Raw genomic sequence first — 21107 nt, 5'->3', positions numbered from 1 at the left:
AAGCACCTGCGTATTGAGCCTTGGGGCTGTTACCGGAACGTGTCGTCCAGATGGCAGCCGCGGGCGTTCACGCGGCGTCGGCTGTCTTGTCCTTGAACTGGCACAGGTCACGGATCACGCATTGCGGGCAATCCGGTTTGCGCGCCTTGCAGACATAGCGCCCGTGCAGGATCAGCCAGTGATGCGCATCCTGCAGGAACTCAGCCGGGATGACCTTCATCAAGCCATCCTCGACCGCGCGTACGTCCTTGCCGGGTGCCAGCCCGGTGCGGTTGGCAACGCGGAAGATATGCGTGTCCACCGCCATGGTCGGCTGGCCGAAGGCGGTGTTGAGCACCACGTTGGCCGTCTTGCGGCCCACCCCGGGCAGGGCTTCCAGCGCGGCGCGCTCGGCCGGCACCTCGCCGCCGTACTTGTCGACCAGGATCGCGCAGGCGGCAATCACGTTCTTGGCCTTGGCATTGAACAGGCCGATGGTGGCGATGTACGGCTTCAATCCTTCCTCGCCCAGCGCAAGAATGGCCTGGGCGGTATTGGCCACCGGGAACAGCTTGCGGGTGGCCTTGTTGACACCCACGTCAGTAGCCTGTGCCGACAAGGTCACCGCGACCAGCAGCTCGAACGGCGTGCTGTACTCCAGCTCGGTGGTCGGGTGCGGGTTGAGCTCGCGCAGGCGGGTGAACATCTCCAGCACCTGTGCAGCGTTCATGCGCTTGCTGCTGCGGCTTGCCGGCGCCTTGGGTGCCGCAGGTTTGGGCGTGGCAGCCTGCTTGCTGACAATCGGCTTGGCGCCGGTTTTTTTGGTGATCACTTTTTTGCCGACAGCCGTCTTGGCCGCCGCCTTTTTCCCGGGAGTTGCTTTCATGCGCTGGGATTCCCTGCCGCACGGGCCTTGGCCCGCGCCAGAATGGCTGCCGCAGCCGAGGGCAGGGCAGGTTTGCTGTCGGCGGTAGGTGGCGGTGCGCGACGGGCCTGACGCTCGGCCGCGCGCCGTTCCAGGCGGGCGGCACGTGCGCGGTAGCGCTCGCGTGCGGCCCAGGCGGTGCGAAGTTGTTGCTGGGCCTGCTGCAGCTGCTGAGGCAGCTGCGGGCAGGCTGGATCCAGCAACGCATCGCCGGGCTGCGGCAGGTAGTCCATCAGCCCGGCGCGCAGCGCCGCATCCAGATCATCGTCCAGCACGAACTGCAGCAACTGGCGGGGTGGGGTGCTTGCGGTAACCATGGACAACTCAGTGGTTCTTGAATTCCGGCTTGCGGCGTTCCAGGAAGGCGCTGGTGCCTTCACGCATGTCCTGGGTGGAGAACACCAGGCCGAACTGCGCGCTTTCGTATTCCAGCCCTTCTTCGATGCCGCATTCACCGCCCACATTGATCGCATCCAGAATGCCGCGCAGGGCCAGCGGCGCGGCGTTGGCCAGCTGCTCGGCCAGCTGGGTGGTCTGGGTTTCCAGTTCGGCGGCGGCGACCACGCGGTTGACCAGGCCCAGCTGCAGCGCACGCTCGGCGCTGATCGGCGCGCCCAGCAGGCACAACTCCAGCGCGGCGGCACGGCCGCCCAGGCGCAGCAGGCGCTGGGTGCCGCCAAAGCCCGGCACGAGGCCCAGGTTGATCTCCGGCTGGCCCAGCTTGGCGCTGTCGGCGGCGATGCGCAGGTGGCAGGCCATGGCCAGCTCCATGCCGCCGCCCAGCGCAAAACCATTGATCATGGCGATCACCGGCTTGTTCAGGCGCTCGATACGGCGCATCAGGCGCTGCCCGACCAGTGAGAAGTCGCGGCCCTGAACTGGGGTCAGGGTATTCATTTCGGCAATGTCCGCCCCGGCCACGAAGGCCTTGCTGCCGGCGCCAGTCAGGACTACCACTCTTACGTCTGCAGCCAGTGCCGCCTCGGCGAAGGCGGCATCCAGGGCTTCCAGGGTCTGGCGGTTGAGCGCATTGAGCTTTTCCGGGCGCTGCACGGTAATGGTGCGGATGCCTGCGTGGGTGCTGGTTGAAACCGGTGCATCGGACATACGGGCAGAACCTCAAAACGTTAAAAAAAAGTGAGGAATTGAACTCTTTTAACCGACGGCGGTCATAGAACGCGTCGTCAGTGGCGGACAGCCTTTGTGACGGCTATCCTAACCCGTCGCCTCTAGCGGCATGTTTGCCCTGAGACACCTTTCCTGGAGAACTGTTTGATGAAGTTGCGTTCTATCGCGGTCGCCGTGGCCGCCCTGGCCGTCACCGGCACTGCTTTCGCCCAGGACATCGCGTCCGAGAAGGGCAAGCTGAGCTATTACTTCGGCTATGACTACGGCAACAACCTGGCCGAGCTCACCGGCCGTGGCGAACAGCTGGACATCGCTTCGGTGGTCAAGGGCCTGCAGGACGCCTATGCCAAGAAGCAGCCGGCCATCACCGCCGACCAGCTCAAGCCTGCCGTTGAAGCGTTCCAGCGTCGCGAGCAGAGCCGTGCCCAGGCTGCCAAGGCCGAGTACGAAAAGGCGGCTGCCGAAAACAAGACCCGCAGTGACCAGTTCATTGCCGCCAACAAGGCCAAGGCCGGCGTGCAGACCCTGGCCAGCGGCGTGCAGTACCGCGTGATCGAAGCCGGCAACGGCGCCAAGCCGACCCAGGCCAGCACCGTTGCGCTGGAAGTGGCCGGTCCGTTCCCGTACGGCCAGCGCCCGACCGAAGCTCGCCCGGCCCAGTCGATCCCGTCGATCAAGCTGAGCGAAGTCGAGATGGCAGCCATGCGCGAAACCCTGCTGCAGATGCCGGCCGGCGCCAAGTGGGAAGTCACCCTGCCGCCGGAAAAGGCCTACGGTGCCGACCCGCGCACCCCGTTCCCGCCGAACGTGGCTGTGCAGTTCGAAATCAAGCTGGTCAGCGTCAAGTAACAGCGCGCCAGTGATGCAATAAAAAGCGCCGGTGGCAACACCGGCGCTTTTTTTGTGCCCGCAATCGCATGTAGTGCCGAGCCATGCTCGGCAAGGGCTTTATCGGAAATACCTCAGTGGTAGCGGTAAGCACGGGTTGTCGCAATCTGGCTGCGCCCACGGCATTGCGTCGCGATCAGATAGGTGGATGTGCTGCCTGTTCTGTACGAATCAACGTGGTGCGCGTGCGGGCTTGAGCGACGGGTTCCAACCGCGCCTGCGTTCCGTTGCTCGATAGTCAACAAGCAGTGTTGAGCGTTGTATCCCGGCTGCCGCACTCGACGGTGTAGCCATGTTCTGCCGTGCCTGTTCCTCGCATAAGAACGAACATGAGCTTCGGGCTCCGAACAAATGTCAATTTCCTTGCGTGATACCAACCTATGATTTCTGCGGCACGTTGCATTTCTGCAGCACGTGCATCGACGAGGTCGTCCAGCAGGCGGAGCCGCAGCACCCAACCAGGTTGATTGGCCGTCAATGGTCAGGTTTACGCAGGAGGCTGCAGCGCAGCGGAGGCTTCCGCTGTCGGATGTTGGGGTTTCGGTTTCCCGTTCGCGGCCATGCTTACCGCGTTCCATTGAAGGGGTGACGAAATGCAACGAGATCGTAAATGGGTTCTTTGCTGGTTGTGCGCCGTGACTGCCGTCTTGGGTGGGGCGGTCGGCAATGGTGCGTTTGCGCAGTCCGCGACGGAGCCCGTGCCGGACCATGCCGCGCTGATAGGTGTTCCGATGTCTGCAGCCGAGGTCCTGCGTACGCGTGCGAGAACGAGTGATGCGCAGGACGTACAGCGCAGGATAGCTGCGGCAGGTCTGCGTCGCAGCGCCGCGGACCGCGCAGCATCGGACGGCTTGAATCGTGCCTTGGCGCGGATGCCGGAGACGGTTGAGCAGGCACTACGGCAAGCGGCAGCGGACCGCAGCGGAGCGGGGGTCGTGTTGACGTCGCGTCAGGAAATCGAGCCGATGTATGCGGTGCCGCTCAAAGGCGGCGGCATGAACGCTTCGCATGGTGTCAACGACAACAGCACGCGCTGAAGGGAGAAGAAGCCATGAAAATGAAACTACTTGCGGTCTGTACCGCAGCGGCACTGTGCGCTGTTATCTCTCCAGCGCAGGCGCAGGCCAGAATAACGTTGGTCAATCTCGATAGCCCCGGTGTTGGCTTGAATGACCCGACGCCGGTAACGCCAATTGGTGGGAACCCCGGTAGAACCTTGGGACAGCAGCGGATGATTTCCTATCAATTCGCGATGGATCTGTGGGGGGCGTTGTTGCGCAGCTCGGCCGAGATCAAGGTGGAAGCGTCGTTTGCACCGCTGAACTGCACACAGGGCGAAATCGTACTTGGCCAGGCCGCTGCCATTGCCAAGATCAAGGCCAGTGAGGTTTCACAGGGTGGGGCGGACGACTACGAATATCCCGTTGCTTTGGCAAATGCCTTGGTCAGCCGCGATCTCGATCCCGACAGAAACGACATTCTGACCAACTTCAGCTCTGCGATCGATACGCCGTCCTGTCAAGCACTGGGAGCAAGCGGCTGGTACTACGGATTGGCCGGCAACAAACCGCACAACATTGAAGATCGTGCCAACTTCCTGAACGTCATCATGCATGAGATCGGCCATGGCCTGGGTGCGTCAGGTAATGCGCGCTTCTTTTTCAATACGCCGATCCGTTTTAGCAAGGGGCCGTGGGATGGTATGGCGTGGTCGAATCCGCATGCGATGAGTTACAACGATTTCGATGTTGTTGACAAGCGCATGGGTGTTGCTCTCACCACCCCAGGTGAAACGGTATGGAGGGGGCGCGCAACCAATCGTCTGGCCGCACTGTTTGCGGATCACCGGAAGATGCTGCGCATTACCGCTCCCGTTGCAGCGGACCATGACTACATTCCGGCTGCGTTTGGCAGCGGGGATCTGTCGCCGCTGAAGGGCGAAATCGTACTGATGAAGGATGCCGTGGCTGAGGGTGGGGTGGACATGCATACCGGCTGCAATGGCCAGGACGGTCAGCCGCTTATCGCCAACGGAGCCGCACTGCAGGGCAAGGTTGTACTGGTTGACCGAGGGGGCTGCGAGTTCTCGAGGAAGGCCTTGAACGCGCAGGATCTTGGCGCTGTAGCGGTAATTCTTGCGAACAACGTGCCAAAAACCGAGCTCAATGCGGGCGGCGGTACGGTGGGTTACCAGGTCACCATTCCTGTGGTCAGCGTCACCCGGGAAGTTGGCAGCCTGCTGCGCAGTGATGCACCGGTGTTATCGGCGGGTCTTGTTGACGACCCGAAACGATTCCATGGCCTGGATTCCGGTGGCAGCATGCGTCTGTTCACGCCTGCGGTCTATCAGGCGGGGTCCTCGTTCTCGCATGTTGACTCCGACATGTCCCCGAACTTCCTGATGGAACCGGCGGAAACCAAGACCTTGCGTGCGGATGTGATGGTGGATGTGGCGTTGGAGATGTTCGAGGAAATGGGCTGGCCAACCAATCGCAATGGCACCGCCAAGCTGGGCAACTGCGATACCTCGATACCGGTCTACCGTGATTCGTTCATTCCCGGTGCCAACCTCATAGCGCAGAGCAATCTCTGCCGGTCTACGGCTGCGGGGAACCGCAGTCAGCAGCTACGCTGCATGAATGACCACATCAGTTCACTGCATGCGCAGTCCTTGATCACATCGCTGGAGGTGGCAAAGGCCAGGCAATGCGTTGCCAAGCTGTAGCAGGCATTGGCCGGCTGCGGCACGGTGGTTCGTGCAACAGGCTGTTGGAAGGACACGTCGACATCGTGTGCTGATGCCTCGCCTGCACCGGAGTAGATCGGCTTGGCCATCACCAGGTCAGTGCGGTAGATCCAACCAGAGCCGGCGCTGTGAGGCGCCGGCTCTCTTTTACATCAGCAGAATTACGGCGAGGCCACCTTGGCCGCGCAAGTGCGGATACCGGCCTGTTCCACCGTGCTGATCATGCTGGCCGCTTTCAGCGAGGCAGCAGTGTCGTTCATGCAGCGCAGGTAGAGCGCCCGGTTGCCGTTGGCGGTGGTGCGGCACAGGCGGTCCTGCGCCTGCACATTGGCACCGGCGATCAGGCCCGGGTTCTTGAACAGTTTCACGCCCGTATCGCAGCTGCCGATGCGCGCGGTGCCTGGGTTCAAACTCCAGCCTTCATCGACAAAGGCCGCCAGGGTGAGGTCAACCATGCGCCCTGCGTCGGTGTTGGGGCTGTTGGCCGGTTCCATCAAGGCATCGGGCACCAACACGCTTTCAAAGTGCGAGAAGGTTGAGCCGCCCGCTACCACCGCCGGTGCGTACAGCAGTGGCCGACCGCTGGAGTCGGCGCCGGCGTATTGCCCTGCAACCTGGCCCAGTGCCGCAGTCAGCGCCGTGCCGGCCTGTGCTGCGGCCTTGATCAGATTGGCATCGGTCAGGTTGACGCTCAGCGCAGGGATGGTGGCGTTGACGCTTGGATCTTCGGCCATGCCCGGTGCGGTGGCGGGGTCGCCGGAGCTGGCCACGTTGCCGATGATGGCGGCGACCGCGCCTGCCGCCTGCGCATTGGCGGCCTTGATCTCGAACGCGCAGCTGCCGCGGTTGATGTAGGCCACCTTGCCGCTCAGGCTGCCGGCGGGCAGTGCTTCACAGGCGTCGGCGGTGTCGGCGCCGGTGCCGTCGTTGGCAACCACAACCGGGCCGGCAAAGTTGGCCGGAGTGGCCGCAGGGCCGAACGAGGCGGTGCCGAAGAACTGCGTGACCACGCTGCTGCCGTTGACCGACAGCACCACCGCAGGATCCAGCCATTGCGGGGTCTGTGCGCGCGTCGTCACACCATTCCAGGCGGGTGCGCCGCGGGTCTTGATCGCGGTGGCGCGCAGCGCGTTGGTCATGCTGGCTTCGGCGAAGCGTTTGCCGGACAGGTTGTCGAACGCGTTTTCGGTATAGACGTCCGAGTAGCCGTAGTACTGCGGAATACCGACACGTTCGCCCAGGCGGCCGCTGGTGTAGCCGACGAAGCCGGAGAAGCCCAGGCCGTGGCCGATTTCATGCATCACCACATCCAGGAAGCTGATGCGGTTTTCCGGGGCGTTGCCGTCCAGCCCGTAATACCAGCCGGAACCGGTCATGCACGGCGTGCCGTCCGGGTTGCTGCCGCCCAGGTTGGCGTTGAAGCGGCTGGTGATGTCGGTGCCGGCGGCGCTGATGGTGATGCGGCTGCCGTTGAGTGCGTTGGCCAAGGGCGCGTGGTAGATCATGCCCAGCTCAGCACCGTTGGGTGGTGTGGTGGCGATCCACGAGGCGCCAGCCGAACCGAGGGTGCCACCGGTTGCGGTGCAGGTCAGGTCCTGGAAGCTGGCGCCAACGAAGGTTTCCACATCGCTCTGCAGCACTGCGCCCCATAGATCAGCGGCGAATTGATAGACGATGCGGCGTTGTTCGCCAACCGTCTTGCCGGGGTTGCCGCCTTCGGGCGCGCGCACGGTGGGATCGTTGAGGCCGATGCCTGCCGGATCCTGGTTGATCGGCGTGATGATGCCGGCGTTGGCCGGGGCGCTGAGTACGGCACTGCCGATGATGGAGGAAAGCAGCAGCATCTTCATTCGGAGACCTCCTGTCGGCCGTGCGAGAGCGGGGCGCCGTTCTCCAGCATCTGCACCTCACCGTTGGCATCGCGTTCAACGCTCAGCGAGTTCAACGCGGAGAGCGGCAGGTCGGCCGTGCTCATGCCGTTGCTGTGCGCGCGGATGGTCCTGGCAGCGTCGGTGCCGGTCTGCGGAATGCGTGCCCAGGCGGCATTGGTACCGGCCGCGCTGCGGCTTGCCGACGGCATGGCGTTGGCCTTGTCGGAAAGTGCGCGGATTTCCGTGTCGGTGAGTTTGCGCAGCTTGCCGGTCTTGGCATCGATGCCGGCAACCATGCCGCTTTCGGTAGGGGTACTTGGGTTGCCGTCCGTTGGCGGCTCATGGGCCTGTACTGAAAGGCTGGCCGTTAGTGCCAGCGCCGATAACAACAAGGAGGGTTTTGCCATTCTCATTTCCGGGCTCCGCTACAGAGTGAAAAGCGATAAGGCTCCATCCGTATGCGGGCGCGGCTGATGTCGAACAGCCACGCTGATCGAACGCGCGTCCCGCGCATCGGATGATTCGTGTTCCCCCTGTCGGCAACCGCAGTGTGCCCTTGGATGAACCCCCGCTCAACCGGAAATTGATATGCGTCACATAATGAATGTGGTCAGCCGACGGGCGGTTCTGCTGAATTGGGAGGACGCGGCGCCAGCAACATTGCCATCGTGGCAAGGCAAGTGCAGCGTTTTCAGTGGGCGGGAGCTGGTCCGCGGGGTTCGGCTCGCGCTACGCTAGGGTGATGTCTGAATTGATGGATGCACCTGCTCGTGTCGTCTCCAGCCCTTGTATCGGCATCTGCGCGCTTGATGAACAGGGCTACTGCCGTGGTTGTTGGCGCAGTGGTGCCGAGATTGGCGGGTGGATGCGCATGAGCGAGGACGACCGTCGCCGCTTGATGGCACACGAGCTGCCACGGCGTTCGCGCCAGGCGGTGGCCTTTGCCGAGCAACTGGCCGGGCGCGATCGGCTGCAGCGGGCACTGATGCCGCTGACCCAGGCGCCGGCCGGGCTGGGCTGGAACCGCTCTGAACTGGAAGATCTGCTGCCGCCAGGGCCACCGGTGGAAGCGGCGGTGCTGGCGGGGCTGGTGCCACGTCCGCAGGGCACCCAGGTGATCCTGACCCGGCGTACCGAGGCGCTGCGCAACCACGGCGGCCAGGTGGGGTTTCCGGGCGGGCGCATCGAAACGCTGGACCGTAACCCGCTGGCCGCGGCATTGCGCGAAAGTGACGAGGAAATTGCATTGCAGCGCAGCCAGGTATTGGCGCTGGGCTATCTGGACCCGTTCATCACCATCACCGGTTTCCGGGTGACGCCGGTAGTGGCGGTGGTTGACCCGGCCTTCATCGCCCGGCCCGAACCGGGCGAAGTGGCCGAGGTATTCGAAGTGCCGCTGGACTACCTGATGGACCCGGCCAACCTGCGCCGTGTGGAAATCGAACATGGCGGCCGTATCCGCCATGTCATGGAATACAGCTGGCCCGGTCAGCGCATCTGGGGCGCCACCGCGGCCATCCTTTACAACCTGCGTCGTCGTTTGGAGCAAGTGTCATGAGCCTGGGCGGAAGTTCGTGGAACACGCTGGTGGATGTGGATGCGCTGGCCAATGCCCTGGCGCAGCAGCAGGCGCGCGTGGTCGATGCGCGCGCCGTTGCGAGTACCGCGCTGCGGGTGGTTGATGCACGGTTTTCGCTGGCCGATACGCAGTCCGGTGCTGCCCAGTACGCGGCCGGGCACATCCCCGGCGCGGTGTATGCCGATCTGGAGAAAGACCTGTCGGACATGCGCAAACAAGGCCACGGCCGGCATCCCTTGCCGGACAGCGAGGTCTTTGCCGCGACGCTGGGGCGTTGGGGTATCGATGCCGACACCCAGGTGGTGGTGTATGACGCGGCCGACGGCAGCATGGCCGCGGCGCGCCTGTGGTGGCTGCTGGGTCTGATCGGCCATCGCAAGGTGGCGGTGCTCGACGGTGGCCTGGCGGCATGGCAGGCGGCCGGGCATGCGCTGGAAACCGGCGCGGTAGCAGTGAACCCGTTGCCGCCGTATCCGGGCCAGTTCGATATGACCCAGGTTGTCAGCGCCGACGAGGTGCAGGCGCGCCTGGCGCAGCGCCCGGCGTGGTTGGTGGATGCCCGGGCAGCTGAGCGTTACCGGGGCGAAGTGGAGCCGCTGGACCGGGTGGCCGGGCATGTCCCCGGTGCCATCAACCGTCCGTTCGGCACCAGCCTGCAGGCAGGCCGTTTCCGCCCGGCGCAGGAACTGCGTGCCGAGTTGCTGCCCTTGCTGGATGGTCAGGCACCGGAACAGATGGCGGTGATGTGCGGCTCGGGGGTGACGGCCTGTCACCTGCTGCTGGGGTTCGCGCATGCCGGGTTGCCGGGGCTGCGTGTGTTCAGTGATTCGTGGAGCGGCTGGTCCAGCGATCCGCGCAGGCCGGTTGCCACCGGCTGAGTTGTGACCGCAGCGCGCATTGGGCGCGTTGCGAATGGATGGGTGCTTCGGGGGAAGCGTGGGCGTATACAGATTGCTCGGCGTGGCGCTGTTGGTGATGGTTCTGGGTGCATGCAATGCGCCCGGCAATGGCGTGTCCGCGGCCGGCGAACGGCAGTACCTGCGCGATGTCGAGCGCTGGCGCGCGCAACGGCTGGCCAGCCTGCGCGCGCCGGAAGGTTGGCTCAGCTACACCGGCTCGGGCCGGCTCAAGGCCGGTGCCTACCGGGTGGGCAGCGCCACGACCAATGACATCGTCCTGCCCGGCGGCCCGGCCGACCTGGGTTTCCTGCAGGTGAGCAACGACGGCAAAGCCAGCATCGACATCAACACGCGCGCGCAGGCGCGGATGAACGGCCAGCCGCTGCAGCAGGCGGAGCTGGTGCCTGGGGTTGCCCACGTCAACGAGGCCAGCCGTGTGCAGGTGGGCGCGTCCGAGTTCTACCTGGTGCGCACCGGCAACATCCTGGGGTGGCGCTTCCGTGACCCGCAGTCGCCGCGCCGGCTGGCGTTCAGTGGCATCGAGCACTTCCCGGTGGATCTGAAATGGAACGTGCGTGCGCGCTGGAATCCCTTCCCCAAGCCCAAGCAGGCGGTGCTGCTGACCTCGATAGGCACGCCGCTGCCGGCGCTGGTGCCGGGTGAGGCGGTGTTCGAGGTCGGCGGGCGCAGTTATCACCTGCAGCCGGTACTGGATGAAGCGGCGCCGGAATCGCAGCGCCTGTTCTTCCTGTTGTCCGACCGCACCAGCGGCCGGGAAACCTATGGTGGCGCCCGCTATCTGTACGCGTCACTGCCCAGCAACGGCGTGCTGCAGCTGGATTTCAACCGCGCCGAGAACCCGCCCTGCGCGCTGACCCCGCACGTGGTGTGCCCGATCGCACCGGCGATCAACCGGCTGGATCTGGCGGTCACCGCCGGCGAGAAGTTCCAGTACCTGGCGCAGTAACAGGGCGTCAGGCGCAGGCCCGGCGGGTGTGGACCGCTGCTGCAGTCAGCCCGGAAAACGTTGCAGGTCGACTGCGCGCAGTACCAGTTCCCACGGAAACAGCGGGCCCGGGTCCAGCTTGCGTTGCACGCTGCGGCCAGGATCGTCGCTGGCCGGCTCCAGCGCTGTGTCCAACTGCTCATGGCCGGCGATGTAGCGCAGCGAGGGCAGTGCCTGCGGTAACCATTCCAGCAGGCGCACCAGGGCTGCGATCTGCGCCTCGGGGTAGGGCTCGCTCATGGTCTGGTTGGTGGAGTCGAACCAGTTCGGCCAGCGCCCGCGGTTGACCAGCTCGATACCGATCGAACGCGGGTTGATGCCACGCACGTGGTGGGCAACGCGGTCCAATGCGATGTATTGCTGGATGCTGCCATCGCGGTCGATGTAGTAGTGGCCGCTGTTGCCGCTGCCGTTGTCGTACAGGGCGCGCTCACCGTACTCGCGGGCGGTGGCCAGGTCCGGCAGTTCGGTGCAGTGGATCACCACCAGATCGATATCGGTGGGCTTGCGCTGCGTCAGCTGGTGCTCGTACGGCAGCGGTTTGGCAATGATGGGGGGCGGCAGATGCATGGGTGGATGCTAGCATTCGCGCATGAGTTCACCCATTTCACACCGCCAGCCATGAGCCGCGGCCACTGCATCCTGTCACACGGTTTCGAGAGCGGCCCGGACGCGACCAAGGTCACCGCGCTGGCCGATGTGGCCGAGCGCCTGGGCTGGAGCCACGAACGCCCGGATTACACCGATCTGGACGCCCGGCATGAGATCAGCCGGGTGGGCGACGTGCCTGCGCGGCTGCAGCGGCTGATCGAACGTGCGGCCGAAATGGCCGCGCGCGGCCCACTGGTGCTGGCCGGTTCCAGCCTGGGCGCGTATATCTCGGCGATCACCTCGCTGCAGGTGCCGGTGGCCGGGCTGTTCCTGATGGTGCCGCCCACCACGATGGGGCCGATGCCGGCGCTGGACGCCGCCGCCGTGCCGATCAGCGTGGTACATGCCTGGAATGATGAGCTGATCCCGGCCGCCGACGTCATTGCCTGGGCCGCCGAGCGCAAGGCGCGCCTTCTGCTGGTCAATGACGGCCACCGCCTGATGCGCCATGTGGACGCCTCCTGCCAGGCGTTCGAGGCCCTGCTGCGCGGTTTGTGAACGCGGTTGCCGGGTGAAACCGGCGGCGCGGCGGGCAACTGCCTACAATAGCGGCCTTGGATGCCCCGGGGCCGGCCACCGTGCCTGTCCGCCTGGCTGGCCTGACTCCCTCTACGAAAGTTGATATCTCCCGTGAATTTCTTTGTTTCCTGCGCCAAGGGCCTCGAATACCTGCTCGCCGACGAACTGCTGGCGATGGGCCTGCCGCGCGCCACCGCCACCATTTCCGGCGTCAACGCCGAGGGCGAACTGCGCGATGCCCAGCGCGTGGTGCTGTGGTCACGCCTGGCCAGCCGCGTGCTGTGGCCGCTGCAGGAATTTGACTGCCCGGACGAGAATTCGCTGTACCAGGGCGTGGCGGCAATGCCGTGGGACCAGCACATCACCCCCGAGCTGACCTTGTCGGTGGACGCGCATGTGTCCGGCACCGCCATCACCCACGCGCGTTTCGCCGCGCAGCGGGTCAAGGATGGCGTGGTCGACAGCCTGCGTGGGCAGGGCATGGAGCGGCCATCGGTAAATGTTGAATTCCCGGACGTGCGCATCAACCTGTCGCTGCGCAAGGGCAGGGCCACGATCTCGATCGATCTGGGCGGTGGTCCAATGCATCGCCGCGGCTGGCGCATGGCGCAGAACGACGCGCCGCTGAAGGAAAACCTGGCCGCAGCCGTGCTGCTGCGCGCCAACTGGCCGAAGATCCATGCCGAAGGCGGTGGCCTGCTCGACCCGATGTGCGGCAGCGGCACTTTGCTGATCGAAGGCGCCTTGATGGCTGCCGATGTGGCACCGGGCCTGCAGCGCCATGGCAGCATTCCGCCCAGCCGCTGGCGCGGTTTTGACCAAGCACAGTGGAAGGAATTGACGGCTGAAGCGCGTGAGCGCGAGCAGGTTGGCCGCGCTGCGCTCAAGCAGGTCATCCACGGCAGCGATATCGATCCGCAGGCGATTCGTGCGGCCAAGGAGAATGCCGAAGTGGCCGGCGTCAGCGAGGCCATCTGGTTCGGCGTGCGTGACGTTGCCGACGTGCAGGTACCGCCGCAGGAAACCGGCTGCGTGGTCTGCAATCCGCCCTACGACGAACGCCTGGCCGCCGATACCGTGCTGTACCGCCGTATCGGTGATGCGCTCAAGCGCGCCGTGCCGACCTGGCGTGCAAGCCTGCTGTGCGGCAGCGCCGATCTGGCCTACGCCACCGGCCTGCGCGCGGCCAAGAAGTACCAGATGTTCAACGGTGCCATCGAATGTGCGCTGATCGTCTGCGACCCGATTGCGGTGCCTGAGCGCGAGAACGCCGGCCAGCCGCGCGAGCTCAGCGAAGGCGCGCAGATGGTGGCCAACCGCCTGCGCAAGAACCTGAAGAAATTCAAGAACTGGCTGACCCGCGAAGGCATCACCTGCTTCCGCGCCTATGACGCCGATCTGCCGGAATACGCGGCCGCCATCGACATCTACCGCGAAGACGGCGGCAAGGCCCGCACCTTCCTGCATGTGCAGGAATACGCTGCACCGGCCACCATTCCGGACGTGGACGTGCGCCGTCGCCGCAACGAGCTGCTGGCGGCTGCGCGCGAGGTGTTCCAGGTGCCGGCCGAGCAGGTGGCATTGAAGTCGCGTGAACGTGGCAAGGGCGGCAGCAAGTACGGCCGCTTCGAGCAACGCGGCGAGTTCATCCTGGTGCGTGAGAACGATGCGCTGCTGCGGGTCAATCTGTTCGATTACCTGGACACCGGCCTGTTCCTCGACCACCGCCCGCTGCGTACGCATATGGCACAGGAATCGCGCGGCAAGCGTTTCCTCAACCTGTTCTGCTACACCGGCGTGGCCAGTGTGGAAGCAGCGGTTGCCGGTGCCTCGTCTACGACCAGCGTCGATCTGTCGGGTACTTATCTGCAGTGGTGCGCCGACAACCTCGCGCTCAACGGCAAGGGCGGCAGCCAGCACACCCTGGTGCAGGCCGATGCGGTGACCTGGCTGGAAGCGGAGAAGAACCGTTACGACGTGATCTTCTGCGATCCGCCGACCTTCTCCAACTCGGCGCGCGCTGAAGATTTCGACATCCAGCGCGAGCATGTACGCCTGCTGCGTGCGGCGATGGAGCGGCTGACTTCGGATGGCGTGTTGTACTTCTCCAACAACTTCCGCCGTTTCAAGCTGGAAGAGAACGCCATCGCCGAGTTCGCCAACTGCCGCGAGATTTCCGCACAGACCATCGGCCCGGATTTCGAGCGCAACGCCCGCATCCACCGCGCCTGGGAATTGCGCCGGGTTTAAGGCGACGTGACACCTGTAGTGCCGAGCCATGCTCGGCAGAGGTTTTCCCGGTAATGCCCCAGCCGAGCATGGCTCGGCTCTACAGGAAGCGTTCCCGGTAATGCCCCAGCCGAGCATGGCTCGGCTCTACAGCAGGCTTGCTGCGGCCACACCTGCCAACGGCATGGCCCACGCCAACGGCACGATCCAGCGTGGGCGGTATGGGTACAGACCGAAGGCCAGCAGCAGGCCGGCAGCGGTCATCGCACCCAGCCACCACACCGGCCCCAATCCCCAGCCATCCCGCCACACGCATAGCGCCAGCGCGGCCGACAGCAGGCCCCAGCCCAGCCAGCGCCACAGCCGCATGCGCGCGCTGCTGGCAGCGGCTTTGCCATGCAGGTCCAACTGGTGTTTCTCCATTGCCAGCGACAAGGCAACAAAAGCGGCGAACGACAAGCCAAGCGCAAGCAGCATCATGCGCTGGCCTCCGCGACGGCAGCGGCCTGTTGCCTGCGTTTCTTCTCTGCCGCACTCAACGGCGGTTGCCAATGCTGCATGCGCCAGCCGCAATAACCCAGCATCACACCGAAGGCGAGCATGCACAGGTCGAAGCCGGCCAATACCCAGTCACCGCTGGCGATGGCCACGCCCAGGTTGCTGCGGGTGGTCAAGGCGTTGAGCAGCGGTATCAAGGCGAAGATCGCCGCGCCTGCATACAACTGCCAGGCCCACATCATCCGCTTGGGCCAGATGAAGGCAGCCAGCAGTGATGCCGCCCATGCGTAGAAGAACACGCTGATCTCGGCGTCACTGCGCTCGGCCAGCTGCAGCGGAAGCAGGCGGTTGCCCCAGAAGTAAGCGGCAAAGGCAATCGGCAGGCCGGCGACGGCGCCGATGTTCAGTGCATCCACCAACCGCAGGCCAAAGCCGGTCTTGCCGGATTTGGCGTGCTTGGGCCGCTCCTTCACCGCCCACAACACCACGCCGCTGGCGACCATCAGGCAGCCGATCAATCCGGACAGGAAGAACAGGCCGCGCAGGCCCCAATCGGCGAAACGCGCCAGATGCAGGCCGTACATGACGCCGCGCGTGGCGGTGGCACCACCGGCGCTGGGGCTGGCTTCCAGCAACTCGCCGCTGATTGCGTCAAAGCGCAGCGATGGCGTATCCACCGACAGGTGCTTGCCGTCGCGTTGCTGGATGTCGATCACCGCGTTTGCCGCGCCCGGGCGGTATACGGTGAAGCCGCCGATCTCTGCACCGTTCCAGTGCTTGCGCGCGCTGTCCATCAACTGCTGGATCGGCACCGGCACCGCTTGGCCTTGCCCCGGTGATTCGATATCGGCCATGCGTGCGAAGGCTTCACTGAAGAAGGCGTCCTCGTCGTTTGGATAGGCGGTGCTCACACCCCAGGGCAGGTACATGAACATCAGGGTGACGATGCCGGTGTAGGTGATCATGGCGTGGTAAGGCAGTGCCATCACCGCGCTGACGTTGTGGAAGTCCAGCCACGAGCGCAGGCCTTTCTTCGGTCGGAAGGTGAAGAAGTCCTTGAAGATCTTCTTGTGGGTGATGGCACCGCTGATGATGGCCACCAGCATGAACATCGCGCAGAAACCGACGATGTAGCGCGCCCACACCACTGGAATGTAGTGCAGGTCGAAGTGCAGGCGATAGAAGAAGTCGCCACCGCGGGTTTCGCGTGCAGTCACCTCGTTGCCGGTGTTGGGATCGACCGTGGCATCACCGAAGCGACCGCCACCACGGCGCCGGCGTTTCTCGCCTTCGGCCGGTGGCTTGACCATGGATTCTGGGTTGCGCCAGAACATGCGCAGCGCCGGGTTGCGGGCGTCGGGCAGGGTAACGCTCCAGCTCTCGGCTTGTGGCGCCTTGTGCTGCAGGAAGCTGAGTGCGCGTGCGGCGGCATCGTCGGCGCTGACCGTGCTGCGCGGCAGTTCCGGTCGCATCCAGCGACTAATCTCTTCGCGGTAATAACTGGCGGTACCGGCCATGAAGATCAGCAGCAACAGCCAGCCAACCAGCAGCCCGGTCCAGGTGTGCAGCCAGGCCATCGATTGGCGGAATCCGTTCTTCATGCCGCACCTCCCAACCATTGCGTGGCCAACCAGAACAGTGCGGCCGGAATCACGATGCCGAGCCATGCACGCAGCGCGCTGCGGGTAGCGAATGCCCATAGCGCCGCGCAGGCGCAGAGCACGATGGCGATCAGCATGCCGGTCAGTACGGCCTGGCTACGGGCGATGGGCAGCGCCACCGCGAAGAACATCGCGCTTGTCGCTGCCAGCGCGTAGCCACCAACGATGGCGGCAAGCGAGCGCGACAACACGCCCAGCCAGGGGCGCGCGAAGAAGCCGAGAAGACGGTTGTACCAGGGGCTGGCAAGAGGCGTGCTGTCCACAGAAACCTGCAAAGTCGAATCAATACGGGCGCCACCGGCGTCGCGGTGGCGCGGAACAAGTCGGCCGTCCATGGCCGCCACTGCCTGGCAGTGGTTTCCCTGGAGGGCTTACAGCTTCCAGCGCAGGCTCAGGCGCACGTTGCGCGGCTCGCCCCAGTTGACGCCGTCATAGAAGCCGACGTTGCTGTAGTACTTCTTGTCGAGCAGGTTGTTGAGGTTCAACTGTGCGGAGAAGTTGTCGTTGAACTGGTAGCCGGCAAACGCATTGACCAGCACTACTGCGTCCTGGGTGATGCGCGATTTGTAGGTCTTGCCGCTGCTGAGGTAGTCATCGGCAGGGCGGTTGCTCATGCGCCAGATTTCGCTCTGCCAGGTCACGCCGCCACCCAGCGACAGCCGGCTCCACGCGCCGCCGGGACGCCAGCCGGTGTTGAGGCGGAACGTATTGACCGGCGTGGTGGTGTTCTGGCGCACGCCCTGCTGGTTGCGGATCACCGTGTGCGCGTAGCCGGCCGACAGGTTCCAGTGTTCGCTGATGCTGCCCTGCGCTTCCACTTCCCAACCCTTGACCTTGTTGCCCTTGCCGGTGGAACGGTAGGCGCTGGAACCATCCGGCAGCGAGGCCTCCGGCACCGAGTCATCGATCTCGGCGACGTTGTCCTTGACGCCCTTGAACACGGCCGCCGATGCATTCATGCGGCCGTCGAACAGCTCGCCCTTGATGCCGGCTTCCCACATGTCGCCGACCACCGGTTCCAGGTAGTTGTTGTTCTTGTCGCGGTAGTTCTGCGGCTGGAAGATGTCGGTGTAGCTTGCGTAGGCGCTGAACGACTTGCTGAAGTCATAGATCAGGCCGGCATAGGGCGTCAGCGAATCATCCGGCTTGTAGCCGCCACGGGTGGTGCCCAGCAATTGCCCGGCAGCATCGCGCTTGTAGTTCCAGTTGCGGGTTTCCCAGCTGCCGTAGCGTGCGCCCACCACCGCCATCAGCGGGTCGGCAAGTTGCAGGCGTGCAGCTATGTAAGCGGCGCGCTGCTTGAGCTCATCGCGCGAGGACAGCCAGTTGTAGCGGTTGACCTGCAGCGGCACCACATCGCCGGTCCAATGGCGCCAATTCGGAACCTTGTCGTAGCCGTCGGCGTAATCGAAGTCCGAGCCCGGCACTTCGCCCTTGCGCAGCGATTGGCCCAGGCCGACCACCAGTTCGTGCTCACGGCCGAACAGTTTGAACGGGCCACCGGCGTTGAGGTCGAATACCTGCATGTCACCGCGTTCACCGAACGCACCGATGAATGCACTGACGCCGCTGCCATCGGCGCGCGGATAACCGGAGGCGCCATACCAGACCTCACCTTCGGTCTCGCGCTTGGAGCGGGTGTAGCTGGCTTTGATCGCCCAGTCGTGGCCCAGGCTCTGTTCCAGTCGCGCGAATGCGGTCTTCTCGACGATCGGCCAGCGGCTCCAGCGCGCCGAAAGGTTGGTCGAACGCGGCAGCTTGGCCGGCTTGCCGTCCGCGCCCCAGTACGGCACCACGCCCCAGGTAACGCCCGAGGTTTCCGGCGATTGGTATTCGTAGCCGACTTCCAGCAGGGTGCTGTCGCTGAGGTCTGCCTGGACGATGCCGTAGAACACGTCCTTGTCCAGCTGATAGACATCGCGGAACGAATCACTCTGCTGCTTGGCGGCGACGAAACGCGCACGGATGCGGCCATCCAGGGCTATCGGTCCGCCGATATCCGCCTCCAGGCGCTTGTTGCCCCAACGGCCCAGCATCAGGTTGGTGCTCATCGCTAATTCGTCGGTGGGGCGCTTGCGCACGTAGTTGATGGTGCCCGAGGGATCACCCGCGCCGGTGGTCAAGCCGGTGGCGCCGCGTACCACTTCGATGCGGTCGTAGATGACGCTGTCGTTGTTGGTCTTGATGTAGCCGCCGAAGGTATTGAGCATGCCATCAACCTGGAAATTGTTGATGGTGTAGCCACGCGAGACAAAGCTGATGCGCTCGCTGTCGGTGACCGCGACGTGCACGCCGGTTACCTGGCCCATCACATCGGACATCGCGTACAGGCCCATGTCATCCAGGCGCTGGCGGGTCAGCACCGTGACCGACTGCGGAGTGTGGCGCAGCGACAGATCCAGCTTGGTGGCGGTGCGCGCCTGCTTCACCGTGTACGAGGTGGGGATGTCGGCATCGGCGACGACTTTCACCGTGTCCAGGTTGGTGGCCGAGGCGGGCGCCGCTTCTTCGGCAAATACCGGCAGCGCAGCACTGGACAGGGCAATCGAAAGCGCGACAGTCAGCAGTGCGGGCTGCGGGAGGGTGGGGCGGGAGGGCATGTTGGATTCCTGTTGGGCAAAGGGGTTTGCCAACCACAGGAGTCGTGCACGGCGCAGCCCGCACGATGCGTGGATGCCCCGGGTATACCGCTCCCGCCAGTTGACCTGCATGCACGGCGCGGCCTGCCAGGGCGCGCGGCATCAGTTTGGATATCGGGGGTACACGGGGCGTGGCGGAACGATGCGTAGCATCCGTGCCGCACGAGGCTGGGCGTACTGCCTAGGCGCTAACGATAATTGTTCGCATTTGATTAAGCAAGCTGATGTGTCGTTGCGGTGTTGGCAAGCATGGGCCGCAGGAGATTTGTGAGAGCGGCAATTTGTAGGAGCGGCGTAAGCCGCGAAGCTAGTCATCAGTCAGTCGTGCGCAGCAGCTGCAATCACCAGAAGCGTCCGGCTTTTGTCGGATGCCGATAGTGCTTCGATCTGATGCGGTCCTGGCTTCGCGGCTTACGCCGCTCCCACAAATCCCCGGCGACATCTGTTGTGGAAGCGGCGTGAGCCGCGAAGCTGACTCTTCTTCAACCGCGCGCATCAGTTGCAATCACATGATGTGATTGGCTTTTGTCGGATGCCAATGATGCTTCGGCCTGATACGGCCCTGGCTTCGCGGCTTACGCCGCTCCCACAACGCTGCGCGCCTAGAATTTCAGCCAACCGGTCAGTGCATGCAGCAGCAGGCCGATCAGGCCGCCTACCAGGGTGCCGTTGAAACGGATGTACTGCAGGTCACGGCCTACGCTCAGTTCCAATTGCTCGACCAGCTTCTTTTCGTCCCAGGCCTTGACGGTCTGCGCGATGTGGCTGGTGACGCCACTGCGCAGGCGATTGGTCAGCTTCTCCGCACCGGCCAGCATGTGCTGGTTGAGGGCGTCGCGCAGGGCGGGGTCGTTGCCGATGGTGGTGCCCAGCTTGCCCAGGCTGCGCTCCAGGTGGCCGGCCAATACCGAATCCTCGCGTGACAGATCAGCCCGCAGATATTCGTGCACACGCTGCCACAGGCCCTGCACATATTCCTGCACAGCCGGGTGGTCGATCACCTGTTGCTTGAGTGCATCAACCTTGGCCGCCAAGGCCGGGTCTTCGCGCAGGCGGCGCATGTAGTCGCCCAGCCACAGCGCATAGTCTTGGCGCAGCGGATGCTCGGGTTGCGAGAGGATGGCCTGCAGTTCTTCCAGCCCCGCGCGTGCCAGGCGGTCGGCCAGTGAATCCCCGATCTCGTCGATTGGTTTTACCCAATCCACGGTGCTGGCCAGCTTCGGCCACTCCTTGCGGATGTAACGCACGATCAAGGCCGAGGCCTGCTGCCGCACCTTGTCGTTGTCCAGCCAGTGGGCGACGCGGGTAAGTCCTTCGTCGAGCACCCGCTGGTGGCGGTTGTCAGCGGTCAGCAGCCCAAGCAGTTCGCCGGCGGTGGCCGCTGCATTCCACTGCCGCAGCTGGGCCACCACGAAGCCCTGGATGGAGCGGCGCACGGCCGCCTCGTCGAGCAGATCCAAGGCCTGCACCGCCCAGCCGCGCGCCATGCCGGCCAGCATTTTTGCCTGCGCCGGTTGCGCCAGCCATTCGCCAAGCCGGGTGGCGGGATCGAACACTTTCAGCTTGGCCAGCAGTGTTTCCGGTTCCAGGAAGTGATCGCGCACGAACACCGCCAGGCTGTCGGCGATGCGCTCCTTGTTGCGCGGGATGATGGCCGTATGCGGAATGGGCAGATTCAGCGGCCGCCGGAACAGCGCCACCACCGCAAACCAGTCGGCCAACGCGCCGACGGTGGCCGCTTCACAGAACGCACCTACCCAGGCCCAGATGCCGCGCTCGCCGTTGATGTGGCTGATGATGAAGCCGGCCAGCATCGCCAGCAGCATGGCCACCGCGTACAGCTTGAGACGGCGCAGTTGTGCGCGGCGTGGATCGTCCTGGGGGCTCAC

At 64.5% G+C, this 21107-nt stretch carries 19 protein-coding genes; 8 read left to right on the top strand and 11 right to left on the bottom strand.

The window, feature by feature from the left end:
- Positions 1-67: 67 nt before the first annotated feature.
- The 3 genes from nth to BCV67_RS03050 all read right to left on the bottom strand — a co-directional run bounded on the left by nth (position 68) and on the right by BCV67_RS03050 (position 2011).
- A complete protein-coding gene (nth, locus tag BCV67_RS03060) occupies positions 68-709 on the bottom strand; it encodes an endonuclease III (protein ID WP_062171373.1) in 642 nt (213 codons plus the stop codon).
- 152 nt (positions 710-861) lie between these two features.
- Positions 862-1221 (bottom strand): hypothetical protein, encoded by a 360-nt coding sequence (locus BCV67_RS03055; RefSeq protein WP_062166418.1) that lies wholly within the window; start codon positions 1219-1221, stop codon positions 862-864.
- A 7-nt stretch (positions 1222-1228) separates the two neighbouring features.
- On the bottom strand, positions 1229-2011 hold the full coding sequence (locus BCV67_RS03050) for an enoyl-CoA hydratase-related protein (protein WP_062166417.1): 783 nt from the start codon (positions 2009-2011) through the stop codon (positions 1229-1231).
- Between the two features lie 168 nt (positions 2012-2179).
- Here BCV67_RS03050 and BCV67_RS03045 point away from each other — a divergent pair, with 168 nt between their 5' ends.
- From BCV67_RS03045 to BCV67_RS03035, 3 genes are all read left to right on the top strand, one after another.
- Positions 2180-2881, top strand: coding sequence for an FKBP-type peptidyl-prolyl cis-trans isomerase N-terminal domain-containing protein (locus BCV67_RS03045; RefSeq protein WP_062166416.1), 702 nt, complete (start codon positions 2180-2182; stop codon positions 2879-2881).
- 674 nt (positions 2882-3555) lie between these two features.
- Positions 3556-3957 carry a hypothetical protein gene (locus BCV67_RS03040; protein WP_156455742.1) on the top strand — a complete coding sequence of 134 codons (402 nt, stop codon included), beginning with the start codon at positions 3556-3558 and terminating at the stop codon, positions 3955-3957.
- 14 nt (positions 3958-3971) lie between these two features.
- Positions 3972-5645, top strand: a complete 1674-nt coding sequence (locus BCV67_RS03035) for a PA domain-containing protein (RefSeq protein ID WP_082746477.1) — start codon at positions 3972-3974, stop codon at positions 5643-5645.
- A gap of 182 nt (positions 5646-5827) precedes the next feature.
- Here the strand turns inward: BCV67_RS03035 and BCV67_RS03030 are convergent, their stop codons facing one another.
- Entirely contained in the window at positions 5828-7516 is a 1689-nt protein-coding gene (locus tag BCV67_RS03030; RefSeq protein WP_082746476.1) for a PA domain-containing protein, read from the bottom strand.
- Positions 7513-7944, bottom strand: a complete 432-nt coding sequence (locus BCV67_RS03025; protein ID WP_156455741.1) for a post-PEP-CTERM-1 domain-containing protein — start codon at positions 7942-7944, stop codon at positions 7513-7515. Before BCV67_RS03025 ends, BCV67_RS03030 begins: the two co-directional genes overlap by 4 nt.
- Positions 7945-8291: 347 nt before the next feature.
- Between BCV67_RS03025 and BCV67_RS03020 the strand changes: the two genes are divergently transcribed.
- From BCV67_RS03020 to BCV67_RS03010, 3 genes are read left to right on the top strand one after another with little or no spacing between them, the layout of a single operon-like run.
- The gene (locus tag BCV67_RS03020; RefSeq protein WP_062166411.1) at positions 8292-9095 is read left to right on the top strand and encodes a CoA pyrophosphatase; all 804 of its coding nucleotides are present in this window, start codon (positions 8292-8294) and stop codon (positions 9093-9095) included.
- The gene (locus BCV67_RS03015; protein ID WP_062166410.1) at positions 9092-9994 is read left to right on the top strand and encodes a sulfurtransferase; all 903 of its coding nucleotides are present in this window, start codon (positions 9092-9094) and stop codon (positions 9992-9994) included. Before BCV67_RS03020 ends, BCV67_RS03015 begins: the two co-directional genes overlap by 4 nt.
- 34 nt (positions 9995-10028) lie before the next feature.
- Positions 10029-10982: a DUF1684 domain-containing protein gene (locus BCV67_RS03010; protein WP_062166409.1), complete on the top strand. Its 954-nt coding sequence runs from the start codon at positions 10029-10031 to the stop codon at positions 10980-10982.
- A gap of 45 nt (positions 10983-11027) precedes the next feature.
- Here the strand turns inward: BCV67_RS03010 and BCV67_RS03005 are convergent, their stop codons facing one another.
- The gene (locus BCV67_RS03005; protein WP_065868020.1) at positions 11028-11591 is read right to left on the bottom strand and encodes an N-acetylmuramoyl-L-alanine amidase; all 564 of its coding nucleotides are present in this window, start codon (positions 11589-11591) and stop codon (positions 11028-11030) included.
- 51 nt (positions 11592-11642) lie between these two features.
- Here BCV67_RS03005 and BCV67_RS03000 point away from each other — a divergent pair, with 51 nt between their 5' ends.
- Positions 11643-12170 carry an alpha/beta hydrolase gene (locus tag BCV67_RS03000; protein ID WP_062166407.1) on the top strand — a complete coding sequence of 176 codons (528 nt, stop codon included), beginning with the start codon at positions 11643-11645 and terminating at the stop codon, positions 12168-12170.
- 132 nt (positions 12171-12302) lie between these two features.
- Positions 12303-14441, top strand: coding sequence for a bifunctional 23S rRNA (guanine(2069)-N(7))-methyltransferase RlmK/23S rRNA (guanine(2445)-N(2))-methyltransferase RlmL (gene rlmKL, locus BCV67_RS02995; RefSeq protein WP_062166406.1), 2139 nt, complete (start codon positions 12303-12305; stop codon positions 14439-14441).
- Positions 14442-14567: 126 nt separating this feature from the next.
- On the opposite strand, the gene BCV67_RS02990 is transcribed toward rlmKL, so the two are convergent.
- The 5 genes from BCV67_RS02990 to BCV67_RS02970 all read right to left on the bottom strand — a co-directional run bounded on the left by BCV67_RS02990 (position 14568) and on the right by BCV67_RS02970 (position 21107).
- Positions 14568-14900: a DUF3325 domain-containing protein gene (locus BCV67_RS02990; RefSeq protein WP_062166405.1), complete on the bottom strand. Its 333-nt coding sequence runs from the start codon at positions 14898-14900 to the stop codon at positions 14568-14570.
- Complete coding sequence (locus BCV67_RS02985; RefSeq protein WP_062166404.1) at positions 14897-16519, bottom strand: PepSY-associated TM helix domain-containing protein; 1623 nt, start codon at positions 16517-16519, stop codon at positions 14897-14899. Before BCV67_RS02985 ends, BCV67_RS02990 begins: the two co-directional genes overlap by 4 nt.
- A complete protein-coding gene (locus BCV67_RS02980; RefSeq protein WP_082746475.1) occupies positions 16516-16914 on the bottom strand; it encodes a DUF3649 domain-containing protein in 399 nt (132 codons plus the stop codon). The genes BCV67_RS02985 and BCV67_RS02980 overlap by 4 nt, the downstream gene beginning before the upstream one ends.
- A 36-nt stretch (positions 16915-16950) precedes the next feature.
- Positions 16951-19179, bottom strand: a complete 2229-nt coding sequence (locus tag BCV67_RS02975; protein ID WP_062166403.1) for a TonB-dependent siderophore receptor — start codon at positions 19177-19179, stop codon at positions 16951-16953.
- A gap of 641 nt (positions 19180-19820) precedes the next feature.
- Positions 19821-21107 carry a DUF445 domain-containing protein gene (locus BCV67_RS02970; protein ID WP_062166402.1) on the bottom strand — a complete coding sequence of 429 codons (1287 nt, stop codon included), beginning with the start codon at positions 21105-21107 and terminating at the stop codon, positions 19821-19823.

The sequence above is a fragment of the Stenotrophomonas nitritireducens genome, from assembly GCF_001700965.1.
Lineage (GTDB): Bacteria > Pseudomonadota > Gammaproteobacteria > Xanthomonadales > Xanthomonadaceae > Stenotrophomonas > Stenotrophomonas nitritireducens_A.
This window is presented reverse-complemented; position numbering and strand designations above follow the sequence as displayed.

Excerpts from the sequence above, each read along its gene's own strand:
- BCV67_RS03020 (WP_062166411.1), top strand. The coding sequence starts at position 8,292 with ATGGATGCACCTGCTCGTGTCGTCTCCAGCCCTTGTATCGGCATCTGC.
- BCV67_RS03000 (WP_062166407.1), top strand. The coding sequence starts at position 11,643 with ATGAGCCGCGGCCACTGCATCCTGTCACACGGTTTCGAGAGCGGCCCG.
- BCV67_RS03005 (WP_065868020.1), bottom strand. The coding sequence starts at position 11,591 with ATGCATCTGCCGCCCCCCATCATTGCCAAACCGCTGCCGTACGAGCAC.
- BCV67_RS03025 (WP_156455741.1), bottom strand. The coding sequence starts at position 7,944 with ATGGCAAAACCCTCCTTGTTGTTATCGGCGCTGGCACTAACGGCCAGC.
- BCV67_RS03035 (WP_082746477.1), top strand. The coding sequence starts at position 3,972 with ATGAAAATGAAACTACTTGCGGTCTGTACCGCAGCGGCACTGTGCGCT.
- BCV67_RS03010 (WP_062166409.1), top strand. The coding sequence starts at position 10,029 with ATGGATGGGTGCTTCGGGGGAAGCGTGGGCGTATACAGATTGCTCGGC.
- BCV67_RS02985 (WP_062166404.1), bottom strand. The coding sequence starts at position 16,519 with ATGAAGAACGGATTCCGCCAATCGATGGCCTGGCTGCACACCTGGACC.
- BCV67_RS03050 (WP_062166417.1), bottom strand. The coding sequence starts at position 2,011 with ATGTCCGATGCACCGGTTTCAACCAGCACCCACGCAGGCATCCGCACC.
- BCV67_RS03030 (WP_082746476.1), bottom strand. The coding sequence starts at position 7,516 with ATGAAGATGCTGCTGCTTTCCTCCATCATCGGCAGTGCCGTACTCAGC.
- BCV67_RS03045 (WP_062166416.1), top strand. The coding sequence starts at position 2,180 with ATGAAGTTGCGTTCTATCGCGGTCGCCGTGGCCGCCCTGGCCGTCACC.
- BCV67_RS02990 (WP_062166405.1), bottom strand. The coding sequence starts at position 14,900 with ATGATGCTGCTTGCGCTTGGCTTGTCGTTCGCCGCTTTTGTTGCCTTG.
- nth (WP_062171373.1), bottom strand. The coding sequence starts at position 709 with ATGAACGCTGCACAGGTGCTGGAGATGTTCACCCGCCTGCGCGAGCTC.
- BCV67_RS03055 (WP_062166418.1), bottom strand. The coding sequence starts at position 1,221 with ATGGTTACCGCAAGCACCCCACCCCGCCAGTTGCTGCAGTTCGTGCTG.
- BCV67_RS03015 (WP_062166410.1), top strand. The coding sequence starts at position 9,092 with ATGAGCCTGGGCGGAAGTTCGTGGAACACGCTGGTGGATGTGGATGCG.
- BCV67_RS02980 (WP_082746475.1), bottom strand. The coding sequence starts at position 16,914 with ATGGACGGCCGACTTGTTCCGCGCCACCGCGACGCCGGTGGCGCCCGT.
- BCV67_RS02975 (WP_062166403.1), bottom strand. The coding sequence starts at position 19,179 with ATGCCCTCCCGCCCCACCCTCCCGCAGCCCGCACTGCTGACTGTCGCG.